This window comes from Pseudomonas sp. UBA6562, assembly GCF_002434265.1.
Classification (GTDB): Bacteria; Pseudomonadota; Gammaproteobacteria; order Pseudomonadales; family Pseudomonadaceae; genus Aquipseudomonas.
Genome location: NZ_DJJS01000008.1, coordinates 241,517 through 261,585, shown reverse-complemented (window position 1 = coordinate 261,585; position 20,069 = coordinate 241,517). Strand labels below are relative to the sequence as shown.

Annotated in this window: 14 protein-coding genes; 9 read left to right on the top strand and 5 right to left on the bottom strand. The window is 63.7% G+C overall.

The genetic code is table 11. The features are described from left to right. Positions 1-400: 400 nt before the first annotated feature. The 6 genes from fadB to B4M43_RS16890 all read left to right on the top strand — a co-directional run bounded on the left by fadB (position 401) and on the right by B4M43_RS16890 (position 7,907). Complete coding sequence (fadB, locus tag B4M43_RS16915; RefSeq protein WP_296268624.1) at positions 401-2,548, top strand: fatty acid oxidation complex subunit alpha FadB; 2,148 nt, start codon at positions 401-403, stop codon at positions 2,546-2,548. Positions 2,549-2,579: 31 nt separating this feature from the next. Then, positions 2,580-3,755, top strand: a complete 1,176-nt coding sequence (gene fadA, locus B4M43_RS16910; protein WP_296268623.1) for an acetyl-CoA C-acyltransferase FadA — start codon at positions 2,580-2,582, stop codon at positions 3,753-3,755. Between the two features lie 75 nt (positions 3,756-3,830). Further along, complete coding sequence (locus B4M43_RS16905; RefSeq protein ID WP_296268622.1) at positions 3,831-4,082, top strand: DUF1653 domain-containing protein; 252 nt, start codon at positions 3,831-3,833, stop codon at positions 4,080-4,082. Positions 4,083-4,327: 245 nt separating this feature from the next. After that, positions 4,328-6,937, top strand: a complete 2,610-nt coding sequence (gene topA, locus B4M43_RS16900) for a type I DNA topoisomerase (protein WP_296268621.1) — start codon at positions 4,328-4,330, stop codon at positions 6,935-6,937. A gap of 164 nt (positions 6,938-7,101) precedes the next feature. Further along, on the top strand, positions 7,102-7,623 hold the full coding sequence (locus tag B4M43_RS16895; protein WP_296268620.1) for a DUF6586 family protein: 522 nt from the start codon (positions 7,102-7,104) through the stop codon (positions 7,621-7,623). A 50-nt stretch (positions 7,624-7,673) separates the two neighbouring features. Next, positions 7,674-7,907: a hypothetical protein gene (locus B4M43_RS16890; RefSeq protein WP_296269022.1), complete on the top strand. Its 234-nt coding sequence runs from the start codon at positions 7,674-7,676 to the stop codon at positions 7,905-7,907. A gap of 60 nt (positions 7,908-7,967) precedes the next feature. On the opposite strand, the gene sulA is transcribed toward B4M43_RS16890, so the two are convergent. Beyond that, positions 7,968-8,444: an SOS-induced cell division inhibitor SulA gene (gene sulA / locus B4M43_RS16885; protein WP_296268619.1), complete on the bottom strand. Its 477-nt coding sequence runs from the start codon at positions 8,442-8,444 to the stop codon at positions 7,968-7,970. A gap of 13 nt (positions 8,445-8,457) precedes the next feature. Next, a complete protein-coding gene (lexA, locus tag B4M43_RS16880) occupies positions 8,458-9,066 on the bottom strand; it encodes a transcriptional repressor LexA (RefSeq protein ID WP_296268618.1) in 609 nt (202 codons plus the stop codon). 247 nt (positions 9,067-9,313) lie between these two features. On the opposite strand from lexA, the gene B4M43_RS16875 reads away from it, so the two are divergent. Both B4M43_RS16875 and nagZ read left to right on the top strand, forming a co-directional pair. Further along, a complete protein-coding gene (locus B4M43_RS16875; RefSeq protein WP_296268617.1) occupies positions 9,314-10,027 on the top strand; it encodes a TetR/AcrR family transcriptional regulator in 714 nt (237 codons plus the stop codon). Between the two features lie 43 nt (positions 10,028-10,070). Next, positions 10,071-11,069: a beta-N-acetylhexosaminidase gene (gene nagZ / locus B4M43_RS16870; protein WP_296269021.1), complete on the top strand. Its 999-nt coding sequence runs from the start codon at positions 10,071-10,073 to the stop codon at positions 11,067-11,069. A 4-nt stretch (positions 11,070-11,073) separates the two neighbouring features. Here the strand turns inward: nagZ and B4M43_RS16865 are convergent, their stop codons facing one another. The 3 genes from B4M43_RS16865 to mfd are packed head-to-tail and all read right to left on the bottom strand — an operon-like array spanning position 11,074 to position 18,407. After that, entirely contained in the window at positions 11,074-14,373 is a 3,300-nt protein-coding gene (locus B4M43_RS16865) for a DEAD/DEAH box helicase (RefSeq protein ID WP_296268616.1), read from the bottom strand. Between the two features lies 1 nt (position 14,374). Beyond that, positions 14,375-14,947: a CsiV family protein gene (locus B4M43_RS16860; RefSeq protein ID WP_296268615.1), complete on the bottom strand. Its 573-nt coding sequence runs from the start codon at positions 14,945-14,947 to the stop codon at positions 14,375-14,377. Between the two features lie 10 nt (positions 14,948-14,957). Continuing rightward, positions 14,958-18,407, bottom strand: coding sequence for a transcription-repair coupling factor (gene mfd / locus B4M43_RS16855; RefSeq protein WP_296268614.1), 3,450 nt, complete (start codon positions 18,405-18,407; stop codon positions 14,958-14,960). 167 nt (positions 18,408-18,574) lie between these two features. Here mfd and B4M43_RS16850 point away from each other — a divergent pair, with 167 nt between their 5' ends. Continuing rightward, on the top strand, positions 18,575-20,038 hold the full coding sequence (locus B4M43_RS16850) for a glyceraldehyde-3-phosphate dehydrogenase (RefSeq protein ID WP_296268613.1): 1,464 nt from the start codon (positions 18,575-18,577) through the stop codon (positions 20,036-20,038). Positions 20,039-20,069 lie beyond the last annotated feature (31 nt).

Sequence of the window (20,069 nt, the reverse complement as noted above, 5' to 3'; positions counted from 1 at the left end):
AACGGGCACGGCCCCGCGATGCGTTCTGCTGCCGCAGAAAAGGCCAGGCAGGCCGGGAAACCCACTGACTATAGTCCAGTACGCGCATGTGTGGCGAGCCTGCATGCCTGGCATGAATGATCGCCGATCACGCTCGTCACGGCCTCGACCTAGGCGGTGCAGAATGACCGAACGGTCGGTTTGGCCGAATGCTTTCGGGCATTTGACATCCTTGATCTTTTCGGAGAATGTGTGCGCACCCGAATCAAACGGGCGTATGAATTGAGCGTTTAGATGTCCGAACGCTTCTACAGAATCCCGAACAGTCTGCTGGCGGGTGTGCCTGGAACACGCGGCGAATCGCGCCTGTGTCCGGCGACCGGCAGGTACCGTTCAGCTTCCATCCCATGGAGATCAGTTGATGATTTACGAAGGTAAAGCCATCACGGTTAAGGCTCTTGAAAGCGGCATCGTCGAACTGCAGTTCGACCTCAAGGGTGAGTCCGTCAACAAGTTCAACCGCCTCACCCTCGAAGAGCTGCGCCAGGCCGTCGAGGCCATCGCCGGCGATGCCTCGGTCAAGGGCGTGATCGTCAGCAGCGGCAAGGACGTGTTCATCGTCGGCGCCGACATCACTGAATTCGTCGACAACTTCAAGTTGCCCGAAGCCGAGCTGGTCGCTGGCAGCCTGCAGGCCAACCGTATCTTCAACGCGTTCGAAGACTTGCAGGTGCCCACCGTCGCCGCCATCAATGGCATCGCCCTGGGTGGCGGTCTGGAAATGTGCCTGGCGGCCGATTACCGGGTCATGTCCAGCGACGCCAAGATCGGCCTGCCGGAAGTCAAACTGGGCATCTACCCAGGCTTCGGCGGCACCGTGCGACTGCCACGCCTGATCGGTCCGGACAACGCCATCGAATGGATCGCTTCGGGCAAGGAGAACCGTGCCGAAGACGCGCTGAAACTCGGCGCCGTCGACGCCGTGGTCGCCCCGCAACTGCTGCATGCTGCGGCCCTCGACCTGATCAAGCGCGCCATCAGCGGCGAGCTGGACCACAAGGCCAAGCGCCAGCCCAAGCTGGACAAGCTCAAGCTCAACGCCATCGAGCAGATGATGGCCTTCGAAACCGCCAAGGGTTTCGTCGCCGGGCAAGCCGGGCCGAACTATCCGGCCCCGGTCGAGGCCATCAAGAGCATTCAGAAAGCCGCCAACTTCGGCCGCGACAAAGCGCTGGAAGTCGAAGCGGCGGGCTTCGCCAAACTGGCCAAGACCGCCGTGGCGCAGAGCCTGATCGGCCTGTTCCTCAATGATCAGGAGCTCAAGCGCAAGGCCAAGGCCTACGACCGCATCGCCCGTGACGTGAAGCAGGCTGCCGTGCTCGGCGCCGGTATCATGGGTGGCGGCATCGCTTATCAGTCGGCCGTCAAAGGCACGCCGATCCTGATGAAGGACATTCGCGAAGAGGCCATCCAACTGGGCCTGAGCGAAGCCTCCAAGCTGCTCGGCAGCCGGGTCGAGAAAGGCCGCCTGACCGCCGCGCAAATGGCCGAATCGCTCAACGCCATTCGCCCGGTGTTGTCCTACGGCGATTTCGGCACGGTCGACATCGTCGTCGAAGCCGTAGTGGAAAACCCCAAGGTCAAGCAGGCGGTACTGGCCGAAGTGGAAGGGCAGGTCAAGGACGATACGATCCTGGCGTCCAACACCTCGACCATTTCCATCAACCTGTTGGCCCAGGCGCTCAAGCGCCCGGAAAACTTCGTCGGCATGCACTTCTTCAACCCGGTGCACATGATGCCGCTGGTGGAAGTGATCCGCGGTGAAAAGTCCAGTGACGAAGCCGTTGCCACCACCGTGGCCTACGCCAAGAAAATGGGCAAGAACCCCATCGTGGTCAACGACTGCCCAGGCTTTTTGGTCAACCGCGTGCTGTTCCCCTATTTTGGCGGTTTCGCTCGTCTGGTCAGCGCTGGCGTCGACTTCGTGCGCATCGACAAGGTCATGGAGAAGTTCGGCTGGCCCATGGGCCCGGCCTACCTGATGGACGTGGTCGGCATCGACACCGGCCACCATGGCCGCGATGTGATGGCCGAAGGCTTCCCTGACCGTATGAAAGACGATCGCCGCTCGGCCATCGACGCGCTGTACGAGGCCAAGCGCCTGGGGCAGAAAAACGGCAAGGGCTTCTACGCCTACGAAACCGACAAACGCGGCAAGCCGAAGAAAGTCGCCGACCCGGCCGTGCTCGACGTCCTGCAGCCAATCGTCTACGAACAGCGCGAGCTGAGCGACGACGACATCCTCAACTGGATGATGATCCCGCTGTGCCTGGAAGTGGTGCGCTGTCTGGAAGACGGCATCGTCGAAAGCGCCGCCGAAGCGGACATGGGCCTGGTCTACGGCATCGGTTTCCCACCCTTCCGTGGCGGTGCGCTGCGCTACATCGATTCGATCGGGGTCGCCGAGTTCGTCGCCCTGGCCGACCAGTACGCCGAACTGGGCCCGCTGTACCACCCGACCGCCAAGCTGCGCGAGATGGCCAAGAACGGCCAGCGTTTCTTCAACTGAGCGGTCAACGAGCTAGAGCGAGAGATTTGATATGAGCCTGAATCCAAGAGACGTGGTGATCGTCGACTTCGGTCGCACGCCCATGGGCCGCTCCAAGGGTGGCATGCACCGCAATACCCGCGCCGAAGACATGTCGGCGCACCTGATCACGAAATTGCTCGAGCGCAACGCCAAGGTCGATCCGAAAGAAGTGGAGGACGTGATCTGGGGTTGTGTGAACCAGACCCTCGAACAGGGCTGGAACGTAGCGCGCATGGCCTCGCTGATGACGCCCATTCCGCACACTTCGGCGGCGCAGACCGTCAGCCGTCTGTGCGGCTCGTCGATGAGCGCGCTGCACACCGCCGCTCAGGCGATCATGACCGGCAACGGCGATGTGTTCGTCATCGGCGGTGTGGAGCACATGGGCCACGTCAGCATGATGCATGGCGTCGATCCCAACCCCCACCTGTCGCTGCACGCGGCCAAGGCCTCGGGCATGATGGGCCTGACCGCCGAGATGCTGGGCAAGATGCATGGCATCACCCGCGAGCAGCAGGACCAGTTCGCCCTGCGTTCGCACCAGTTGGCGCACAAGGCCACGGTCGAGGGCAATTTCAAGGACGAAATCATTCCCATGCAGGGGTATGACGAGAACGGTTTCCTCAAGGTCTTCGACTTCGACGAAACCATTCGTCCGGAAACCACCCTCGAAGGCCTGGCCGCGCTCAAGCCTGCCTTCAACCCCAAGGGCGGCACCGTGACGGCCGGCAGTTCCTCGCAGATCACCGACGGCGCCTCGTGCATGATCGTCATGTCCGGCCAGCGCGCGATGGACCTGGGTATCGAGCCGCTGGCGGTGATCCGCTCCATGGCGGTGGCGGGCGTGGACCCGGCGATCATGGGCTACGGCCCGGTGCCGTCGACGCAGAAAGCGCTCAAACGCGCGGGTCTGACCATCGGCGACATCGACTACTTCGAGCTCAACGAAGCCTTCGCCGCACAAGCCTTGCCGGTACTGAAAGATTTGAAAGTGCTCGACAAGATGAATGAGAAGGTTAACCTGCACGGCGGCGCGATCGCCCTCGGCCATCCTTTCGGTTGCTCGGGCGCCCGGATTTCCGGGACTCTGCTCAACGTGATGAAGCAGAAGGGCGGTACCCTTGGGGTCGCCACCATGTGCGTGGGCCTCGGCCAGGGCATCACTACTGTGTTCGAACGGCGCTGATCGTTTCGTTGTCACAGCAGCCGGGGCCTAGTGCCCCGGCTTTTGTTTTTCCCCTTATGTTCAGGAGCATGTGACATGCAGGTCCAGCCAGGCATCTATCAGCACTACAAAGGGCCTGAGTACCGCGTGTTCGGTACGGCCCGGCATTCGGAGAGCGAAGAGTGGGTTGTGGTCTACCAATGCCTGTACGGCGATTTCGGCCTGTGGGTGCGGCCGTTGTCGATGTTCCTCGAAACCGTCGAGATCGACGGGCAACAAGTGCCGCGCTTCGCATTGCGCAAGGCCGAGGCGCCAACGCTCGGGGAGGGAAACGCACCGGGCTTCTAGGCCTTGGACGAAATATGCTTGCAGGGGCGTTTCGAACGTCACCGGAAACAGGCTAGGGTGAAGGCATTGCGGGTTATCCATCCGAGCCCGATCCGCGAGCCATTTCCGCCGACCACATAGCAGGCAGATTTCGTACACGGCTTGGGCGACTGCGCTTGACCTCATCTTGTCGCCACTATATATAGCGGTGCCGCGTCCGGCACCTGGCGCGTTATTCATCTCCAGATTCAGGAATACACCGATCCATGGGCAAATCGCTGGTCATTGTGGAATCCCCGGCCAAGGCCAAGACCATCAACAAGTACCTGGGCAACCAGTACGTGGTGAAGTCGAGTATCGGCCACATCCGCGACCTTCCCACCAGCGGTTCGGCCAGCGCCTCCAAGGAGCCGGCGGCCAAGCGTGGCAAGGCCGCAGCCGATGCGCCGGTGCTGCCGCCGAAAGAGAAGGCCCGCCGGCAACTGGTGGCGCGCATGGGTGTCGACCCTGACGCCGGCTGGAAAGCCAAATACGAAATCCTGCCCGGCAAGGAAAAGGTCATCGACGAGTTGCGGCGTTTGGCCAAGGATGCCGACACCATCTACCTCGCGACCGACTTGGACCGCGAAGGGGAGGCCATCGCCTGGCACCTGCGCGAAGCCATCGGCGGCGACGACAGCCGCTACAAGCGCGTGGTGTTCAACGAGATCACCAAGAAAGCCATCCAGGAAGCGTTTTCCCAGCCAGGCGAGCTGGACATCGCCCGGGTCAACGCTCAGCAGGCGCGGCGCTTCCTCGATCGCGTGGTCGGCTACATGGTTTCGCCATTGCTGTGGGCCAAGATCGCCCGTGGCTTGTCGGCGGGCCGGGTGCAGTCGGTGGCGGTCAAGCTGGTGGTGGAGCGCGAGCGCGAGATCCGCGCCTTCAACCCCGAAGAGTACTGGGAAATCCACGCCGACCTGAGCAGCGCCAAGAACGCCAAGGTGCGTTTCGAAGTCGCGCGCCAGAACGGCGAGGCGTTCAAGCCGCTGAACCAGGCCCAAGCCATGGCGGCGCTCGAGCAGCTCAAGGCGTCCAGCTACAGCGTCAGCAAGCGCGAAGACCGGCCGACCAGCAGCAAGCCTTCGGCGCCGTTCATCACCTCCACCCTGCAGCAGGCGGCGAGCAATCGTCTGGGCTATGGCGTGAAGAAGACCATGATGATGGCGCAGCGCCTGTACGAGGCGGGCTACATCACCTACATGCGTACCGACTCGACCAACCTGTCCACGGACGCGGTCGAAATGGCGCGCAGCTACATCGAACATGAATTCGGCAAGCAGTACCTGCCCGAATCGCCGGTGGTGTACGGCAGCAAGCAAGGCGCGCAAGAGGCGCACGAAGCCATCCGGCCTTCGGACGTCAATACGCACCCGAGCAAGCTCAGCGGCATGGAGCGCGACGCAGAGCGTCTGTACGAGCTGATCTGGCGCCAGTTCCTGGCCTGCCAGATGCCGCCAGCCCAGTACCTGTCCACCAGCATCACGGCAGTGGCCGGCAACTTCGAGTTGCGTGCCAAGGGTCGGATCCTCAAGTTCGACGGCTATACCCGCGTGTTGCCGCAACAGAGCAAACCGGGCGAAGACGACGTGCTGCCGGAAATGGCCCAAGGCGAGGCGTTGCAACTGGTCGAGCTCGACCCGAGCCAGCACTTCACCAAGCCGCCGGCGCGCTTCACCGAAGCCAGCCTGGTCAAAGAGATGGAAAAGCGCGGGATCGGTCGCCCATCGACCTACGCCGTGATCATTTCCACCATCCAGGACCGCGGCTACGTGACCCTGCACAACCGTCGTTTCTATTCGGAAAAGATGGGCGACATCGTCACCGAGCGGCTCTCGGAGAGCTTCTCCAACCTCATGGACTACGGCTTCACCGCCGGTATGGAAGAGCACCTGGACGACGTCGCCCAGGGCGGACGCGACTGGAAGAACGTGCTCGACGAGTTCTACGGCGATTTCAGCAAGAAACTGCTGACCGCCGAAGCGGCCGAGAATGGCATGCGCGCCAACCAGCCGACCATGACCAACATTCCCTGCAAGGAATGTGGCCGGCCGATGATGATTCGTACGGCGTCCACCGGTGTGTTCCTCGGTTGCTCGGGTTATACCTTGCCGCCTAAAGAACGTTGCAAGGCCACGGTCAACCTTGTCCCTGGCGACGAAATCGCGGCCGACGACGAAGGTGAATCGGAATCGCGCGTACTGCGCGGCAAGCACCGTTGTCCGATCTGCGCCACGGCCATGGATGCCTACCTGCTGGACGAGAAACACAAGCTGCATATCTGCGGCAACAACCCGGATTGCCCCGGCTACGAGATCGAAGAAGGTAGCTACCGTATCAAGGGCTACGAAGGGCCAAGCCTGGAGTGCGACAAGTGCGGGAGCGAGATGCAACTCAAGACCGGTCGCTTCGGTAAATTCTTCGGCTGTACCAACCCAGCCTGCAAGAACACGCGCAAACTGCTGAAAAACGGCGAGGCTGCGCCACCGAAGATGGACAAGGTGGAGATGCCTGAGCTCAAATGCGAGAAGGTCGATGACACCTACGTGCTGCGCGACGGTGCCTCAGGGCTGTTCCTGGCCGCCAGCCAGTTCCCCAAGAACCGCGAAACCCGCGCGCCGTTGGTCAAGGAGATCGTGCCGCACAAGGCCGAGATCGATCCCAAGTACCACTTCCTGTGCGAAGCGCCGCAGCAGGATCCGGAAGGTCGTCCAACCGTGATCCGCTACAGCCGCAAGACCAAGGAGCAGTACGTGCAGACCGAAGTGGAAGGCAAGCCGACTGGCTGGAAGGCGTTCTATGACGGCTCGGCCTGGAAGGTCGAAGACAAGCGTTGAGGGTGGCGCTCCGCAAGGAGGCGCTCCGCAAAGGGCGCTTATTCAGGCGGTAACGGCGGGGGCAAGGCGGGTGACCGACTTGCCCCCGCTGCATTTGGCTTGCGCTAAAGGGCAACCAGCCGTTACAACAGCGGTTCGCCCCACCTTCGAGGACGCCGCGCGCCATGGCCCAGGAACTGTATACCCGTACCAATCAGAAGCTGTTTTTCGCAGGGCTGGCCCTGGAGTCGATGAGTAAGGCCCAGGAAAGCCGGGCCATGAACGCTCAGGGTTTGCTCCAGGCCGAACGCGAGGCGGCGCTGTTCCACTTGTACGGCGGCTTGTTGGGTCTGTGTCATGAGATCGCCGGCTTCTACCGATTGCCGCAGGCCAATGCGACGCAGGCCGAAGCCTTGCTCAACGAGGACGTGCTGCGCGAAATTGCGATTCCGGAAATGGCCGAGCTGTTGGAGCTGGCAGGCAATCCGCAGAGCTGGCTGGCGCGACTGCTGAAAGCCTATGCCGACCTGCTTCGACCGCCGGTGGCGAAAAAAACGCCCAAGACGGACGTTACCCAGCCGCTGATCCAGGCTGTGAACCTGGACGCGCCTGAAGCGCCCGCGCTCAGTTATGAAGAAATGCAGAGCTGGCGCGTCCATCTGAAAGACGTGGCCAGACGTTTCCGTGACGCCCTGAGTGAGTGCTGATCCCCGCAGTGGCTGTTACAATGATGGCCTTTCGTGGAGAACAACCCTTTATGTCAACGTCGTTTCTGGAAATTGTCGAGTTGCCTGATGGTCGCATCGAGCTGCGCCGCGCAGAGGATGAAGGGTCATTGGTGACCTTGAATTTCTCGGAGGATGCCAAGGTATTTCTGCAAGGACAGCATGTCGAAGTGGCCAAGGCCATGCTCAGCGTAGGGGTGCAAATGGCGGGACGGTTGGCCGAAGGCGAACTGGAACGTGACGAAGGGCCACGCGTATTGCACTGACGCTGCCGGGCTACCCTTAGCTCGCCTTCGAAGGCGAGCGTTGCAGGCAAAGCCTGAACATCAGCCGATGCGGATGTTCAGGCTTTGTGCATTACCGGCGCTGGCGGCGCGGATCAGCAGGTGTCGGGCGCTGGCGTTGAGGCTGCCCAACCAACTGACGACGGTGTGGCTGCGTTTCAGGCGCAGCGCCTCGCCGGCCAGGTGCAACGCGCTCTGCGTACCTCGGGGGTGCAGCAGTAGAATGCGCTCGCGGTTCAAGCCCGCGTCGCGCAGCCAGGCCTGAGTCAGACTGGCAGGCGGGGCGATCAGGGTGAGCCAACGGGTGTCGTCTTTTTCGCTCAACTCTCGCAGGACGGGCGCCAGCAGGCTGTGACAGTGGCCAGACGCACCCCGTAGGCTCAGCTCGCTGAACAGTTCGGGCCGGCAGTAGTCTGCTGACGGTTCACGAGCCTTCAAGCCAGGTAGCACAGGTTGGGCCAGAAAAGCCTCAAACAGTGACAACTGGATATGCTCCGATGCGTGGGTGGACGTATGCATGGCGCCTCCTGGGTCAGCGGCGAATGACGCCGACGCTCAAACCTTCGATGACCAGTTCCTGGTCTTTGAGATCGACTTCGATCGGTGCGAACTCGGGGTTCTCGGCGATCAGCCAGACTTTGCTGCCTTCGCGTTTGAATCGCTTGACCGTGACTTCGTCACCGATGCGTGCCACCACGATCTGGCCGTTGCGGGCCTCGCGGCAGGTGTGCACGGCCAGCAGGTCGCCGTCGAAGATGCCGACGTCTTTCATGCTGGTGCCGTGGACCCGCAGCAGGTAGTCGGCGCGAGGGTTGAAGAAGTCCGGATTGATGTTGCACGATTGCTCGATGTGCTGTTCTGCAAGGATCGGCGCACCCGCCGCGACCCGGCCGACGATGGGCAGGGTGGCGCTCTCGGGCTTGGTTTCCAGGCCTGGGATACGGATGCCGCGTGAAGCACCTGGCGTCATCTCGATGGCGCCCTTGCGGGCCAGAGCCTTGAGATGTTCCTCAGCGGCGTTGGGTGATTTGAAGCCCAGTTCCTGAGCGATTTCCGCGCGGGTGGGCGGGAAACCGTTGTCTTCCAAGCAGCGCTTGATGAAGGCGAGGATTTCGGCTTGGCGTGGCGTCAGTTTCAACATGGCATGCGCTCTGTTTTTTTATCCAGTGACTGGGATTATATACAGTAGTGGTCCTGCTGCAAGCTTTCCATTCGAACGCAATTGCTCGTCGGTCATGACGTTCGAGCTGCAGGCCTGCGGCGACGCGGGTTGTGGCAATCATTGGGACACCGCCGTCGAAATGCGACCGATAGGTCATACGACCTTGACAGCGCGGTGCCTGAAACGTATGTTTCAAACAACTGTTTGTCTGGCGAATAGGTAAGTCATGGCCCAATCCGAAACCGTTGAACGCATTCTCGATGCTGCCGAGCAGTTGTTCGCGGAACGAGGCTTCGCCGAGACCTCGCTGCGTCTGATTACCAGCAAGGCCGGGGTCAATCTGGCGGCGGTAAACTACCATTTTGGTTCGAAGAAAGCCCTGATCCAGGCGGTTTTCTCGCGTTTCCTCGGTCCGTTCTGCGCCAGCCTCGAGCGTGAACTGGAGCGCCGCCAGGCCCAGCCCGAGCTCAAACCGAGCCTCGAAGAGCTGTTGGAAATGCTGGTCGACCAGGCGCTGGCCGTGCAGCCGCGCAGCAACAACGACCTGTCCATCTTCATGCGCCTGTTGGGCCTGGCCTTCAGCGAAAGCCAGGGGCACCTGCGCCGCTATCTTGAGGACATGTACGGCAAGGTCTTTCGCCGCTACATGTTGCTGGTCAACGAAGCCGCGCCGCGCATCCCACCGCTGGAGTTGTTCTGGCGCGTGCACTTCATGCTCGGCGCCGCGGCGTTCAGCATGTCGGGTATCAAGGCCCTGCGCGCCATCGCCGAAAACGACTTCGGCCTCAATACCTCGATCGAGCAGGTCATGCGCCTGATGGTGCCGTTCCTCGCGGCCGGCATGCGCGCCGACAGTGGCGTGACCGATCCGCATATGGCCGACGCCCAATTGCGTCCGCGCAGCAAACCCTCTGTCCAGGGCGCCCCGGCCAAAGCCTGAAGCTGCCCTCCTTGTACTCGAAGGATTTCCTATGACTGCCCGCCTGCAAGGCTCCCTGATGGTGGATATCGCCGGCACCTGGCTGACCGCCGATGACCGTGCGCTGCTGCGCCAGCCGCAAGTCGCCGGCCTGATCCTGTTCGCCCGCAACATCGAAACCCCGCGTCAGGTGCGCGAGCTGTGTGCCGCCATCCGCGCCATCCGCCCGGACCTGATCCTGGCTGTCGATCAAGAGGGCGGTCGCGTCCAGCGCCTGCGCCAGGGCTTCGTACGTCTGCCAGCCATGCGCGCACTGGCCGACAATGCCAACGCCGAACAGCTGGCCGAGCACTGTGGTTGGGTGATGGCCAGTGAGGTGCTCGCCGTGGGCCTGGATCTGAGTTTCGCCCCGGTCCTGGACCTCGACCATCAGCGCAGCGCGGTGGTCGGTAGCCGCGCCTTCGAAGGCGATCCGCAGCGGGCCACGCAATTGGCCGGCGCCTTCATCCGTGGCATGAACGCTGCCGGCATGGCGGCCTGTGGCAAACATTTCCCGGGGCACGGTTGGGCCGAGGCCGACTCGCATGTGGCAATCCCTACCGACGAACGCAGTCTGGACGAGCTACGCCAAGCCGACCTGCTGCCGTTCCGCAGCTTGAGCAAACAACTGGCCGCCGTGATGCCAGCCCACGTGATCTATCCTCAGGTCGACAACCAGCCCGCCGGCTTCTCGCGCCGTTGGCTGCAAGACATCCTTCGTGGCGAGCTGGGCTTCGATGGCGTGATCTTCAGCGACGACCTGTCCATGGCCGGTGCCCATGTGGTGGGCGATGCCGCCAACCGCATCGAAGCCGCGCTGAGCGCCGGCTGCGACATGGGGCTGGTGTGCAACGACCGCGCGGCGGCCGAGCTGGCCCTGAGCGCCACGCAACGCTTGAAGGTCAGCCCTTCGCCGCGCATCGCCAGCATGCGTGGCCAGGGCTTCGCCCGCACCGACTACCGCGAACAACCGCGCTGGTTGCAAGCGCTCAGCGCGCTGCGTGCCGCGCAGTTGATCGACTGAGCCTTCAGCGACCGCGTTTACCGGGCAGCGGTGCGAACAGGGCGTCGATGTCTTCGTCGGCCATGTGCCATTGTCCGGTTCCGCCGTCTTCCAGCAAGCCGGCTGCCAGCGCGGCCTTTTCCTGCTGGAGTTGCTGGATCTTCTCTTCCACCGTGCCCCGCGTGATCAGCTTGTAGACGAACACCGGCTTGTCTTGGCCGATGCGGTAGGCGCGGTCGGTGGCCTGGTTTTCGCTCGCTGGGTTCCACCAGGGGTCGTAGTGGATGACGGTGTCGGCGGCCGTCAGGTTCAGGCCTGTGCCGCCGGCCTTGAGACTGATCAGAAACACCTCGCTGGCGCCGCTCTGGAACTGTTGGACCGGTGCCCGCCGATCGCGTGTGTCGCCTGTGAGCAGGCTGTAGCGGATCTCGCGCTTGATCAGTTCTTCTTCGATCAACGCCAGCATCGAGGTGAACTGCGAGAACAACAGCACCCGTCGACCTTCGCTCAATAGTTCGCCAAGCATGTCGAGCAAGGCGCCCAGCTTGCCTTTGTCGTGTTGCGGCCCTTTGACGTCGACGCCCTTGACCAATCGCAGGTCGCAACACACCTGACGCAGTTTGAGCAGCGCATCGAGGATGACGATCTGGCTGCGCGCCGCGCCGTTGCGGGCGATCTGCTCGCGCACCTTCTTGTCCATGGCCACGCGCACCGTTTCGTAGGTGTCGCGCTGGGCGTCGCTGAGGTCGACCCAGTGCACCATCTCGGTCTTGGGCGGCAGGTCGGTGGCGACTTCCTCCTTGGTGCGGCGCAGCAGGAAGGGGCGGATGCGCCGGATCAGGTGGTTGAGCCGATCGCTGTCGCCATGCCGCTCGATAGGGGTACGGTATTCCTTGTTGAATTGCTTGCTGTCGCCCAGCCAGCCCGGCATGAGGAAGTGGAACAGCGACCACAGCTCACCCAGATTGTTTTCCATAGGCGTGCCGGTCAGGCACAGCCGCTGTTGGGCTTGCAGCTCGCGCGCCGCCTGGGCGGCCTTGCTGGTGCTGGTCTTGATGTTCTGCGCTTCGTCGAGCACCAGCAGATGCCAGCAATGCGCCTTGAGGTGTTCCAGGTCGCGCGGCAGCAGGGCGTAGGTGGTCAGCACCAGATCGTATTCGGCCAGCGCCGCGAAGTGCTGGTTGCGGCTCGCCCCGTGCAGGGCCAGGACGCGCAGGTCGGGGGCGAAGCGCTGGGCTTCGTCGAGCCAGTTGGGGATCAGGCTGGTCGGCATCACCGCCAGGGCCGGTTGGGTCAGTCGCCCGGACTGCTTCTCCAGCAACAGATGGGCAAGGGTCTGCAAGGTCTTGCCCAGGCCCATGTCGTCGCCGAGGATCGCCCCGGTGCCGATCTCGCGCAGCGCCTGCAACCAGTTCAGCCCCTGTTGCTGATAGGGCCGCAACGTAGCGTTCAAGCCTTTGGGTGGGGCCACCTGCAGGTCACGCGCATCGCGCAGGCGCCGGCCCAGATCACGGACCTGCTCGCCGCCGGCCCATTGCAACGGCAGTTCGTCGATCTCGTTGAGGCGCGCGGCGTCGGCGCGCTCCAGGCGTACGCTCGGGCCGCCGACATCCTCATGCAGGTACAACTCGCCCAGGGTGCGCATGACCGCACGGATGCGCCTGTAGGGCAGGGCCACGCGCAAGGGTGGGCTGTCATGGCGCGCGGCGTTGAGGTCGATCAGCAGGTGTTCGTCGTCGCCACGCTTGGCAAGCTCCTGGCTGCGCAGCAGTTCCGGGTTGCTGTGCAGCAACTGCAGCATGATCGGCAGCAGGCTATGGCGCTCGCCTTCCACCACGATGCCCAGTTCCAGGTCGAACCATTCGCGTCCGGGCGCCTCGTCGATGTCGGCGTACCAGTCCTGCACCTCGTTGAGGTTGAAGGCGAAGTCGCGCTGCACGTCGATCGTCCAGCCCGCTTCACGCAGTGCCGGCAATCCGGCGCGGGCGAAGCGCAGCCAGGCTTCGTCGTCGGCCAGTTGCAGCATCTGCCCCGCGCTGTCGGGCAGGGCCTTGCTTTGCCGGGTCGCCACTTTGAAGCCCCAGCCTTGCAGCACCTTGCGCAAGGCCAGTTCCGCCTCCGGCTGGCGCTGGATGCGCTGGTGCGTGTTGCCCACCAGACGCGACAGAGGTTTGTCGTCGTTGCCGCTGGCACGCAAGCCGTCGTAGTCGAAGGCCAGGGCGGCGCGGTGCTGCATCTGGCGCTGCATGCGCCCGGTCTTGGGGGCGTAGGCACTGAATTCCACACTGCCGAGGGTCAAGTGCGCGGTCGGTTGTACCTGATCGATGACTACCTCATCCAGGGTGGTCGGGGTCGGCAGCCGCTGGTTCAAGGCGTTGAGCTTATGGCTCAAGGGCACGATCAGGTGTTCGGGCACGTCCGGGGCCAGGGTCAGGTGCTGGGCGGTATGGGGGTCCAGCGCATGGCCGATGACGCCCACTTCTTCGTTCTCGCTGTCGTAGTAGTACAACGGCAGCAATGCCAGTACGTGGCCTACAGGCTTTTCCTCGCGCAGCCACACCCCCCGGTAGTGGCCATTGTCCAGGCGAACCCAGCGGAACTCGGCCACACGCTCGCCGCCCTGGCGGATGAAGGGGCGGCCTTCGTCGAGAAACAAGCGGCCGGTATCCAGGGCCCGTTGCAGCAGTTCGCCGCCTTCCTGGCCCTGCAGGGCAAAGCCTTCTTCGGCGCCGCTGGGATTGTTCAGGGTCGACAGCAGGCGCAGGATGCGCAAGTCGTCTTCCTGCACGAACCGCGGCGGTTCGTAGAGCAGTTCGTAAAGCGACTGGATGCGGCTGAAGCGCGTCTGGCCCTCCTGCACGATGCCCTTGCGCACCCGCAGCGTACAGCCTGCACCGTGCAAATGCAGTTGATAGCAGACCATGCGCCCGCGCTTGTCTTCACGGGCTGAGGCGTCGCGCGGTTGCAGGCCTTGCAGCCAGTGCTGCAGCTCGGCGGGCAGGCCATTGGACGCGCGCTTGTCGCCGGCGCGCGCCTGCAGGCTGTAGAGCACCGCCGCGCAATGCTTGCAGTTGCGCCGCACCGGGCATGTGCAACGCGCGACCAGCTGACTTTGCGGCTCGTCCAGGTGCAGGTCGATGTCCTGCCGATAAAGCTGGCCTTCGCTGCCCGAACAGCGCGCCTGGACGCGCTTGGGGTTGCAGAGCTCGAGCCTGACCCGGCCATCGCGCGCATAGCGCTCACCGCGTTGCAGTGCCGCCGTGGCGAAGGCGCGCGTCCAGTCGGGGTGCTGGCGCAGACGATGGCCCAGCTCGTCCTCGCTCATGTCACTGCTCCATCAGCTCCGGGTTCATCTCCGGCGATTTGCGCATGCCGGCCGGGGTGACCTTGAGCAACAGGGCCAGGTGGCCGCCGTCGAGGAAATTCAGCTGCCCGCGCTTCATGTTGCTGTTGCTCTGCTTGAACTGCTCGCTGCGCAGTACGCTGCCGTTGCCGTCGATCTGGTTGACCCAGAAGCGCGCCTGGGCAGCGATGAAGCGCCCTTCGGTCAAGCTCAGCGTGCCTTCGATGGGCGTGCGGCCATAGGTCTGCTCGCCGGCGCTCAGGGCCACACGGCTCGGCTCGGCGCTCAGGGTCTGCTCCCAGGCTTTGTGCAGCAACACGGTGTAGTCGCCGTTGGCTTGCAGGCGTTCGAGGGTGTCGTTGAGGCGCGCCGGGCGCTCGGCGTCGGCGGCCAGGAGCGTGGCGCCCGCGCGCCAGTCTTCCGGGGCGGGGGCGTGGTACAGCGCAGGCTCGGCGTTCTGCCTGATCAGGATCATCTCGACCTGGTACAAGCCCTCGGCATTGGCGAGCGGAACGAACAGCGCCGCGAGCACGCTCAGGTAACGAATGGCACGCATGGATCTTCCTTCAGGCAGTCGGTGGGGTAAGGCGTTCGAACAGCGCTTCGATGGTCGAGAAACGCTCGTCGGCACGCTCCATGGGCACCATGAAGCGGAACTGCGTGGCGCCCTCGAATTTGTAGCGCTTGGGCTGGCTCTGGATCAGCTTGATCAGGGTGATCGGCTCCACCGCGGTCTCTGTCTCGAAGTCGATCTTGCCGCCATTGGGGCCGGCGTCGAGTTTCTTGATGCCGAGCTTTTCCGCCTGCAGCTTGAGCAGGGTTAGACGCATGAGGTTCTTGGTCGGTTCGGGCAGCAGGCCGAAGCGGTCGATCATTTCCACTTGCAAGTCCTTCAAGCCTTCCTCGTCGACCGCCGAGGCGATGCGCTTGTACAGGATCAGCCGCGCGTGCACGTCGGGCAGGTAGTCTTCGGGGATCAGCGCCGGCAAGCGCAGGTTGATCTCCGGGCCGCCGCCCAAGGGTTGTTCGAGATTGGGCTGGGTGCCTTTGCGGATGGCTTTCACCGCACGCTCGAGCATTTCCATGTAGAGGGTGAAACCGACCGCCTGGATCTGCCCGCTCTGGCCTTCGCCGAGCAGCTCGCCGGCGCCGCGGATCTCCAGGTCGTTGGTGGCCAGCACGAAACCTGCGCCCAGGTCCTGGGTGTTGGCGATCGCCTCCAGACGCTTCTCGGCGTCGCCGCTGATGCCTTGGCGTGACGGCGTAAGCAGGTAGGCATAGGCCTGGTGGTGGCTGCGTCCGACCCGGCCGCGCAACTGGTGCAGCTGGGCCAGGCCGAACTTGTCGGCGCGTTCGATGACGATGGTGTTGGCGCTGGGCACGTCGATCCCGGTTTCGATGATGGTCGAGGCCACCAGCACGTTGAAGCGCTTGTGGTAGAAGTCGCTCATCACCTGTTCCAGCTCGCGCTCGCGCATCTGCCCATGGCCGATACCGATGCGCGCCTCGGGCACCAGTGCGGCCAGGTCGGCGGCGCATTTCTCGATGGTCTTGACGTCGTTATGCAGGTAGTACACCTGGCCGCCGCGCAGCAGTTCGCGCAACAGCGCTTCCTTGATGGTGCTGTTGTTCTCCTCCATGACGAAGGTGCGCACCGACAGGCGCCGCGCTGGCGGCGTGGCGATGATCGACAGGTCGCGCATGCCGGCCACGGCCATGTTAAGCGTGCGCGGGATAGGCGTGGCGGTGAGGGTGAGGATGTCCACCTCGCTGCGCAGGGCCTTGAGCTGCTCCTTCTGGCGCACGCCGAAACGGTGTTCTTCGTCGATGATCACCAGGCCCAGGTCTTTGAACTTGACGTCGTCCTGCAACAGCTTGTGGGTGCCGATGAGGATGTCGATCTTGCCCTCGGCCAGCGCGTCGGCGGCGGCGGAGATGTCCTTGGCGGTCTTGAAGCGACTCATCACCTCGACCTTCACCGGCCATTCGGCGAAGCGGTCGCGGAAGCTGTTGTAGTGCTGCTGGGCCAGCAGGGTGGTGGGCACCAGCAGCGCCACCTGGCGACCGCTGTGCACGGCGATGAACGCCGCGCGCATGGCCACTTCGGTCTTGCCGAAGCCGACGTCGCCGCAGACCAGGCGGTCCATGGGCTTGGCGGCCAGCATGTCCTGGCGCACCGCTTCGATGGCCGATTGCTGGTCCGGGGTTTCCTCGAAGGGGAAGCCGGCGCTGAAACTTGCGTAGTCGGCGGCCGGGTCGGCGAAGGCGTGGCCTTTGCGCGCGGCGCGGCGGGCATAGATGTCGAGCAGTTCGGCGGCCACGTCGCGCACCTGCTCGGCGGCTTTGCGCTTGGCCTTCTGCCAGGTCTCCGAACCGAGCCGGTGCAGCGGCGCCAGGGCGTCGTCGCTGCCGGTGTAGCGGGCGATCAGGTGCAGGTTGGCCACCGGCACATAGAGCTTGGCGCTCTCGGCGTATTCGAGGGTCAGGAACTCTGCGGCCTGGCCGTCGATCTCGAGGGTGGCCAGGCCCAGGTAGCGCCCCACGCCATGGTCGATGTGCACCACCGGCGCGCCTTCGCGCAGCTCGGTGAGGTTCTTGATCACCGCATCGTTGGCCGTTTCGCCGCGCTTCTCGCGCCGCCGCCGTTGCATGACGCGCTGGCCGAACAATGGGCTTTCGGCGATCAGCGCAAGCTCGGGCTGCTCCAGCAGCAAGCCTTCGTCCAGGGGCGCGATGGTGATGGCCAGGCGCGCCGATTGGGTGAGGAAGTCTTCCCAGCTGTCGACCGTCTTGGGCCGCAGCTTGAGGCGTTCGAGCAGCTCCAGCAGCACTTCGCGCCGGCCCGCCGATTCTGCCGTGAACAGCACCCGGCCGGGGAACTGCTCGAGAAACTGCGACAGCGCCGCCAACGGCTGGTTGGCCTTGGCTTCGATGGCCAGGTCCGGCAGGCGCTGGGTAGGGAAGTGCTCGCGGCCACTGCCGCTGCCCACGTCTTCGGGGCTGACCACCACCCGCGGCCACTGCTTGAGGCGGGCGAAGCAGTCTTCGACCGGCAGGAACAGCTCGGCCGGTGGCAGCAGGGGTCGGCTCAGGTCGCCGCGGCGGTCTTCGTAGCGGCCGCGCACATCGTTCCAGAAGGTTTCCGCGGCCTGCTCGACGCCCGGTAGCGAGAACACCTGGGTGTCGCTCGGCAGGTAGTCGAACAGGGTCGCGGTGTCTTCGAAGAACAGCGGCAGGTAATACTCGATGCCGGCGGGAATGATGCCGCTGGCCAGGTCCTGGAAGATCGCGCTGCGGCGGAAGTCGACGTCGAAGCGTTCGCGAAAGCGCGCTTTGAAACGTGTGACTTCGTCCTTCTGCATGGGAAATTCGCGGGCCGGCAGCAGGCGCACCGAGTCGACCTTGTCCACCGAGCGCTGGGTGTCCGGGTCGAAGGTGCGCAGGGTTTCGATCTCGTCGTCGAACAGGTCGATGCGATAGGGCTGTTTGCTGCCCATCGGAAACAGGTCGAGCAACGCGCCGCGCACGGCGAACTCGCCATGCTCGTACACCGTGTCGACGCAGCGATAGCCGCTGGCTTCCAGGCGCGCGCGCATCTGCTCGACGTCGATCTTCTGGCCGATGTCCAGCACCAGGCTGCTGCCGAGCAGAAAGCGCGTCGGCGCCAGGCGGTGCAGCGCCGTGGTGATGGGCACCACGAGAATGCCGTGGTCCAGCTCCGGCAGCCTGTAAAGGCTGGCGATGCGTTGGGAGATGATGTCCTGGTGCGGCGAGAACAGGTCGTAGGGCAGGGTTTCCCAGTCGGGAAACGGCAGCACCGGCAGGTCGGGCGCGAAGAAGCGCAGCTCCTGTTCGAGACGGTCGGCGGCCTGGCTGTCGGCGGTCAGCAGCAAGGTGAAGCGGCCGGCACTGCTGGCGGCTTCGGCAATGGCAAGGCTCAGGGCGGCGCCCTGCAGATTGCCCCAGGTTTGCTTGCCGGCCGTAGCCGACATTTTCGGGAGGCGCAGAACTGACACGGGAGATCGGGCTCCAAGCGTTGCGGCAAAGAGATCGATTGTACCGGTGGCGGGCAGTGCTGTCAGGCTCATGCGTGGTATTACCTGGCTACTACCCTGCGCACGTGTCGCCGATTGCCCGATAGCCCCAGTCGCTGCATAATGTAGCCCCTTTTTTCTGTCCCTACATGTGGAAGGTTCCCGTGACTCAGAAGCCCGACCAGTGCCTTGGTGAGTGGATCGATCGTGAAGCGCTCGCCGAGGCGATGATTCCGCTGATTGGTCAGCTCTACCGCAACAACAACGTGGTGAGCTCGATCTATGGCCGCAGCCTGATCAACCGTTCGGTGATCTCGATCCTCAAGGCGCACCGCTTTGCCCGCCACCGTCAGAGCGACGAATGCGAGCTGTCCGTGCACGAGACGTTCCCCCTGCTCAAGGCCATGAGCGAGCTCAAGCTCGGCGCGGCTTCGGTCGACCTGGGCAAGCTGGCCAACAAGTTCAAGCAGGAAGGCAACGGGCGCAGCGCCGAAGCCTTCGTGCGCGAAGAGCTGGCCGATGTGGTCGGCCAGCAGGGCGCCGGCGAAGCCAAGGGCACCGACGTGGTGCTGTACGGCTTTGGCCGTATCGGCCGCCTGCTCGCGCGCATCCTGATCGAGAAGACCGGTGGCGGCGACGGCCTGCGCCTGCGCGCCATCGTCGTGCGCAAGGGCGCCGAAAACGACCTGGTCAAGCGTGCCAGCCTGCTGCGTCGCGATTCGGTGCATGGCCCGTTCGACGGCACCATCGTCATCGACGAAGCCAACAACACCATCACCGCCAATGGCAACCTGATCCAGGTGATCTACGCCAAGAACCCCAGCGAAGTCGATTACACCCAGTACGGCATCAAGGATGCGCTGATCGTCGACAACACCGGTGTCTGGCGTGACGCCGACGGCCTGGGCCAGCACCTGGCCTGCCCGGGCGCCGCCCGCGTGATCCTCACTGCACCCGGCAAAGGCGCGCTGAAGAACGTGGTGCACGGCATCAACCATGGCGACATCACCCCGGAAGACAAGATCGTTTCGGCCGCCTCCTGCACCACCAACGCCATCGTGCCGGTGCTCAAGGCGGTCAACGACAAGTACGGCATCATCAACGGCCACGTCGAAACCGTTCACTCGTTCACCAACGACCAGAACCTGATCGACAACTTCCATAAAGGCAGCCGTCGCGGCCGCGCCGCCACCCTGAACATGGTCATCACCGAAACCGGCGCCGCCACGGCTGCCGCCAAGGCGCTGCCAGTGCTCAAGGGCAAGCTGACCGGCAACGCCATCCGCGTGCCGACACCCAACGTGTCCATGGCCATCCTCAACCTGAACCTGGAGCATCCGACCTCCCGCGAGGAGATCAACGAGTACCTGCGCCAGACCGCCATGCACTCGGAACTGCACAAGCAGATCGACTACGTCAGCTCGCAGGAAGTGGTCTCCACCGATTTCGTCGGTTCGCGCTACGCCGGCGTGGTGGACGCCGAGGCGACCATCGCCAACGACAACCGCGTCGTGCTGTACGTCTGGTACGACAACGAATTCGGCTACAGCTGCCAGGTCGTGCGCGTGATGGAAGACATGGCCGGGGTCAACCCGCCAGCTTTCCCACGCTGATCGGCGTGTAACGCATGAACGAAACGGGAGC

Coding starts and splice junctions, on each gene's coding strand:
- fadB (WP_296268624.1), top strand. CDS start 401: ATGATTTACGAAGGTAAAGCCATCACGGTTAAGGCTCTTGAAAGCGGC.
- fadA (WP_296268623.1), top strand. CDS start 2,580: ATGAGCCTGAATCCAAGAGACGTGGTGATCGTCGACTTCGGTCGCACG.
- B4M43_RS16905 (WP_296268622.1), top strand. CDS start 3,831: ATGCAGGTCCAGCCAGGCATCTATCAGCACTACAAAGGGCCTGAGTAC.
- topA (WP_296268621.1), top strand. CDS start 4,328: ATGGGCAAATCGCTGGTCATTGTGGAATCCCCGGCCAAGGCCAAGACC.
- B4M43_RS16895 (WP_296268620.1), top strand. CDS start 7,102: ATGGCCCAGGAACTGTATACCCGTACCAATCAGAAGCTGTTTTTCGCA.
- B4M43_RS16890 (WP_296269022.1), top strand. CDS start 7,674: ATGTCAACGTCGTTTCTGGAAATTGTCGAGTTGCCTGATGGTCGCATC.
- sulA (WP_296268619.1), bottom strand. CDS start 8,444: ATGCATACGTCCACCCACGCATCGGAGCATATCCAGTTGTCACTGTTT.
- lexA (WP_296268618.1), bottom strand. CDS start 9,066: ATGTTGAAACTGACGCCACGCCAAGCCGAAATCCTCGCCTTCATCAAG.
- B4M43_RS16875 (WP_296268617.1), top strand. CDS start 9,314: ATGGCCCAATCCGAAACCGTTGAACGCATTCTCGATGCTGCCGAGCAG.
- B4M43_RS16865 (WP_296268616.1), bottom strand. CDS start 14,373: ATGAGCGAGGACGAGCTGGGCCATCGTCTGCGCCAGCACCCCGACTGG.
- B4M43_RS16860 (WP_296268615.1), bottom strand. CDS start 14,947: ATGCGTGCCATTCGTTACCTGAGCGTGCTCGCGGCGCTGTTCGTTCCG.
- B4M43_RS16850 (WP_296268613.1), top strand. CDS start 18,575: ATGTGGAAGGTTCCCGTGACTCAGAAGCCCGACCAGTGCCTTGGTGAG.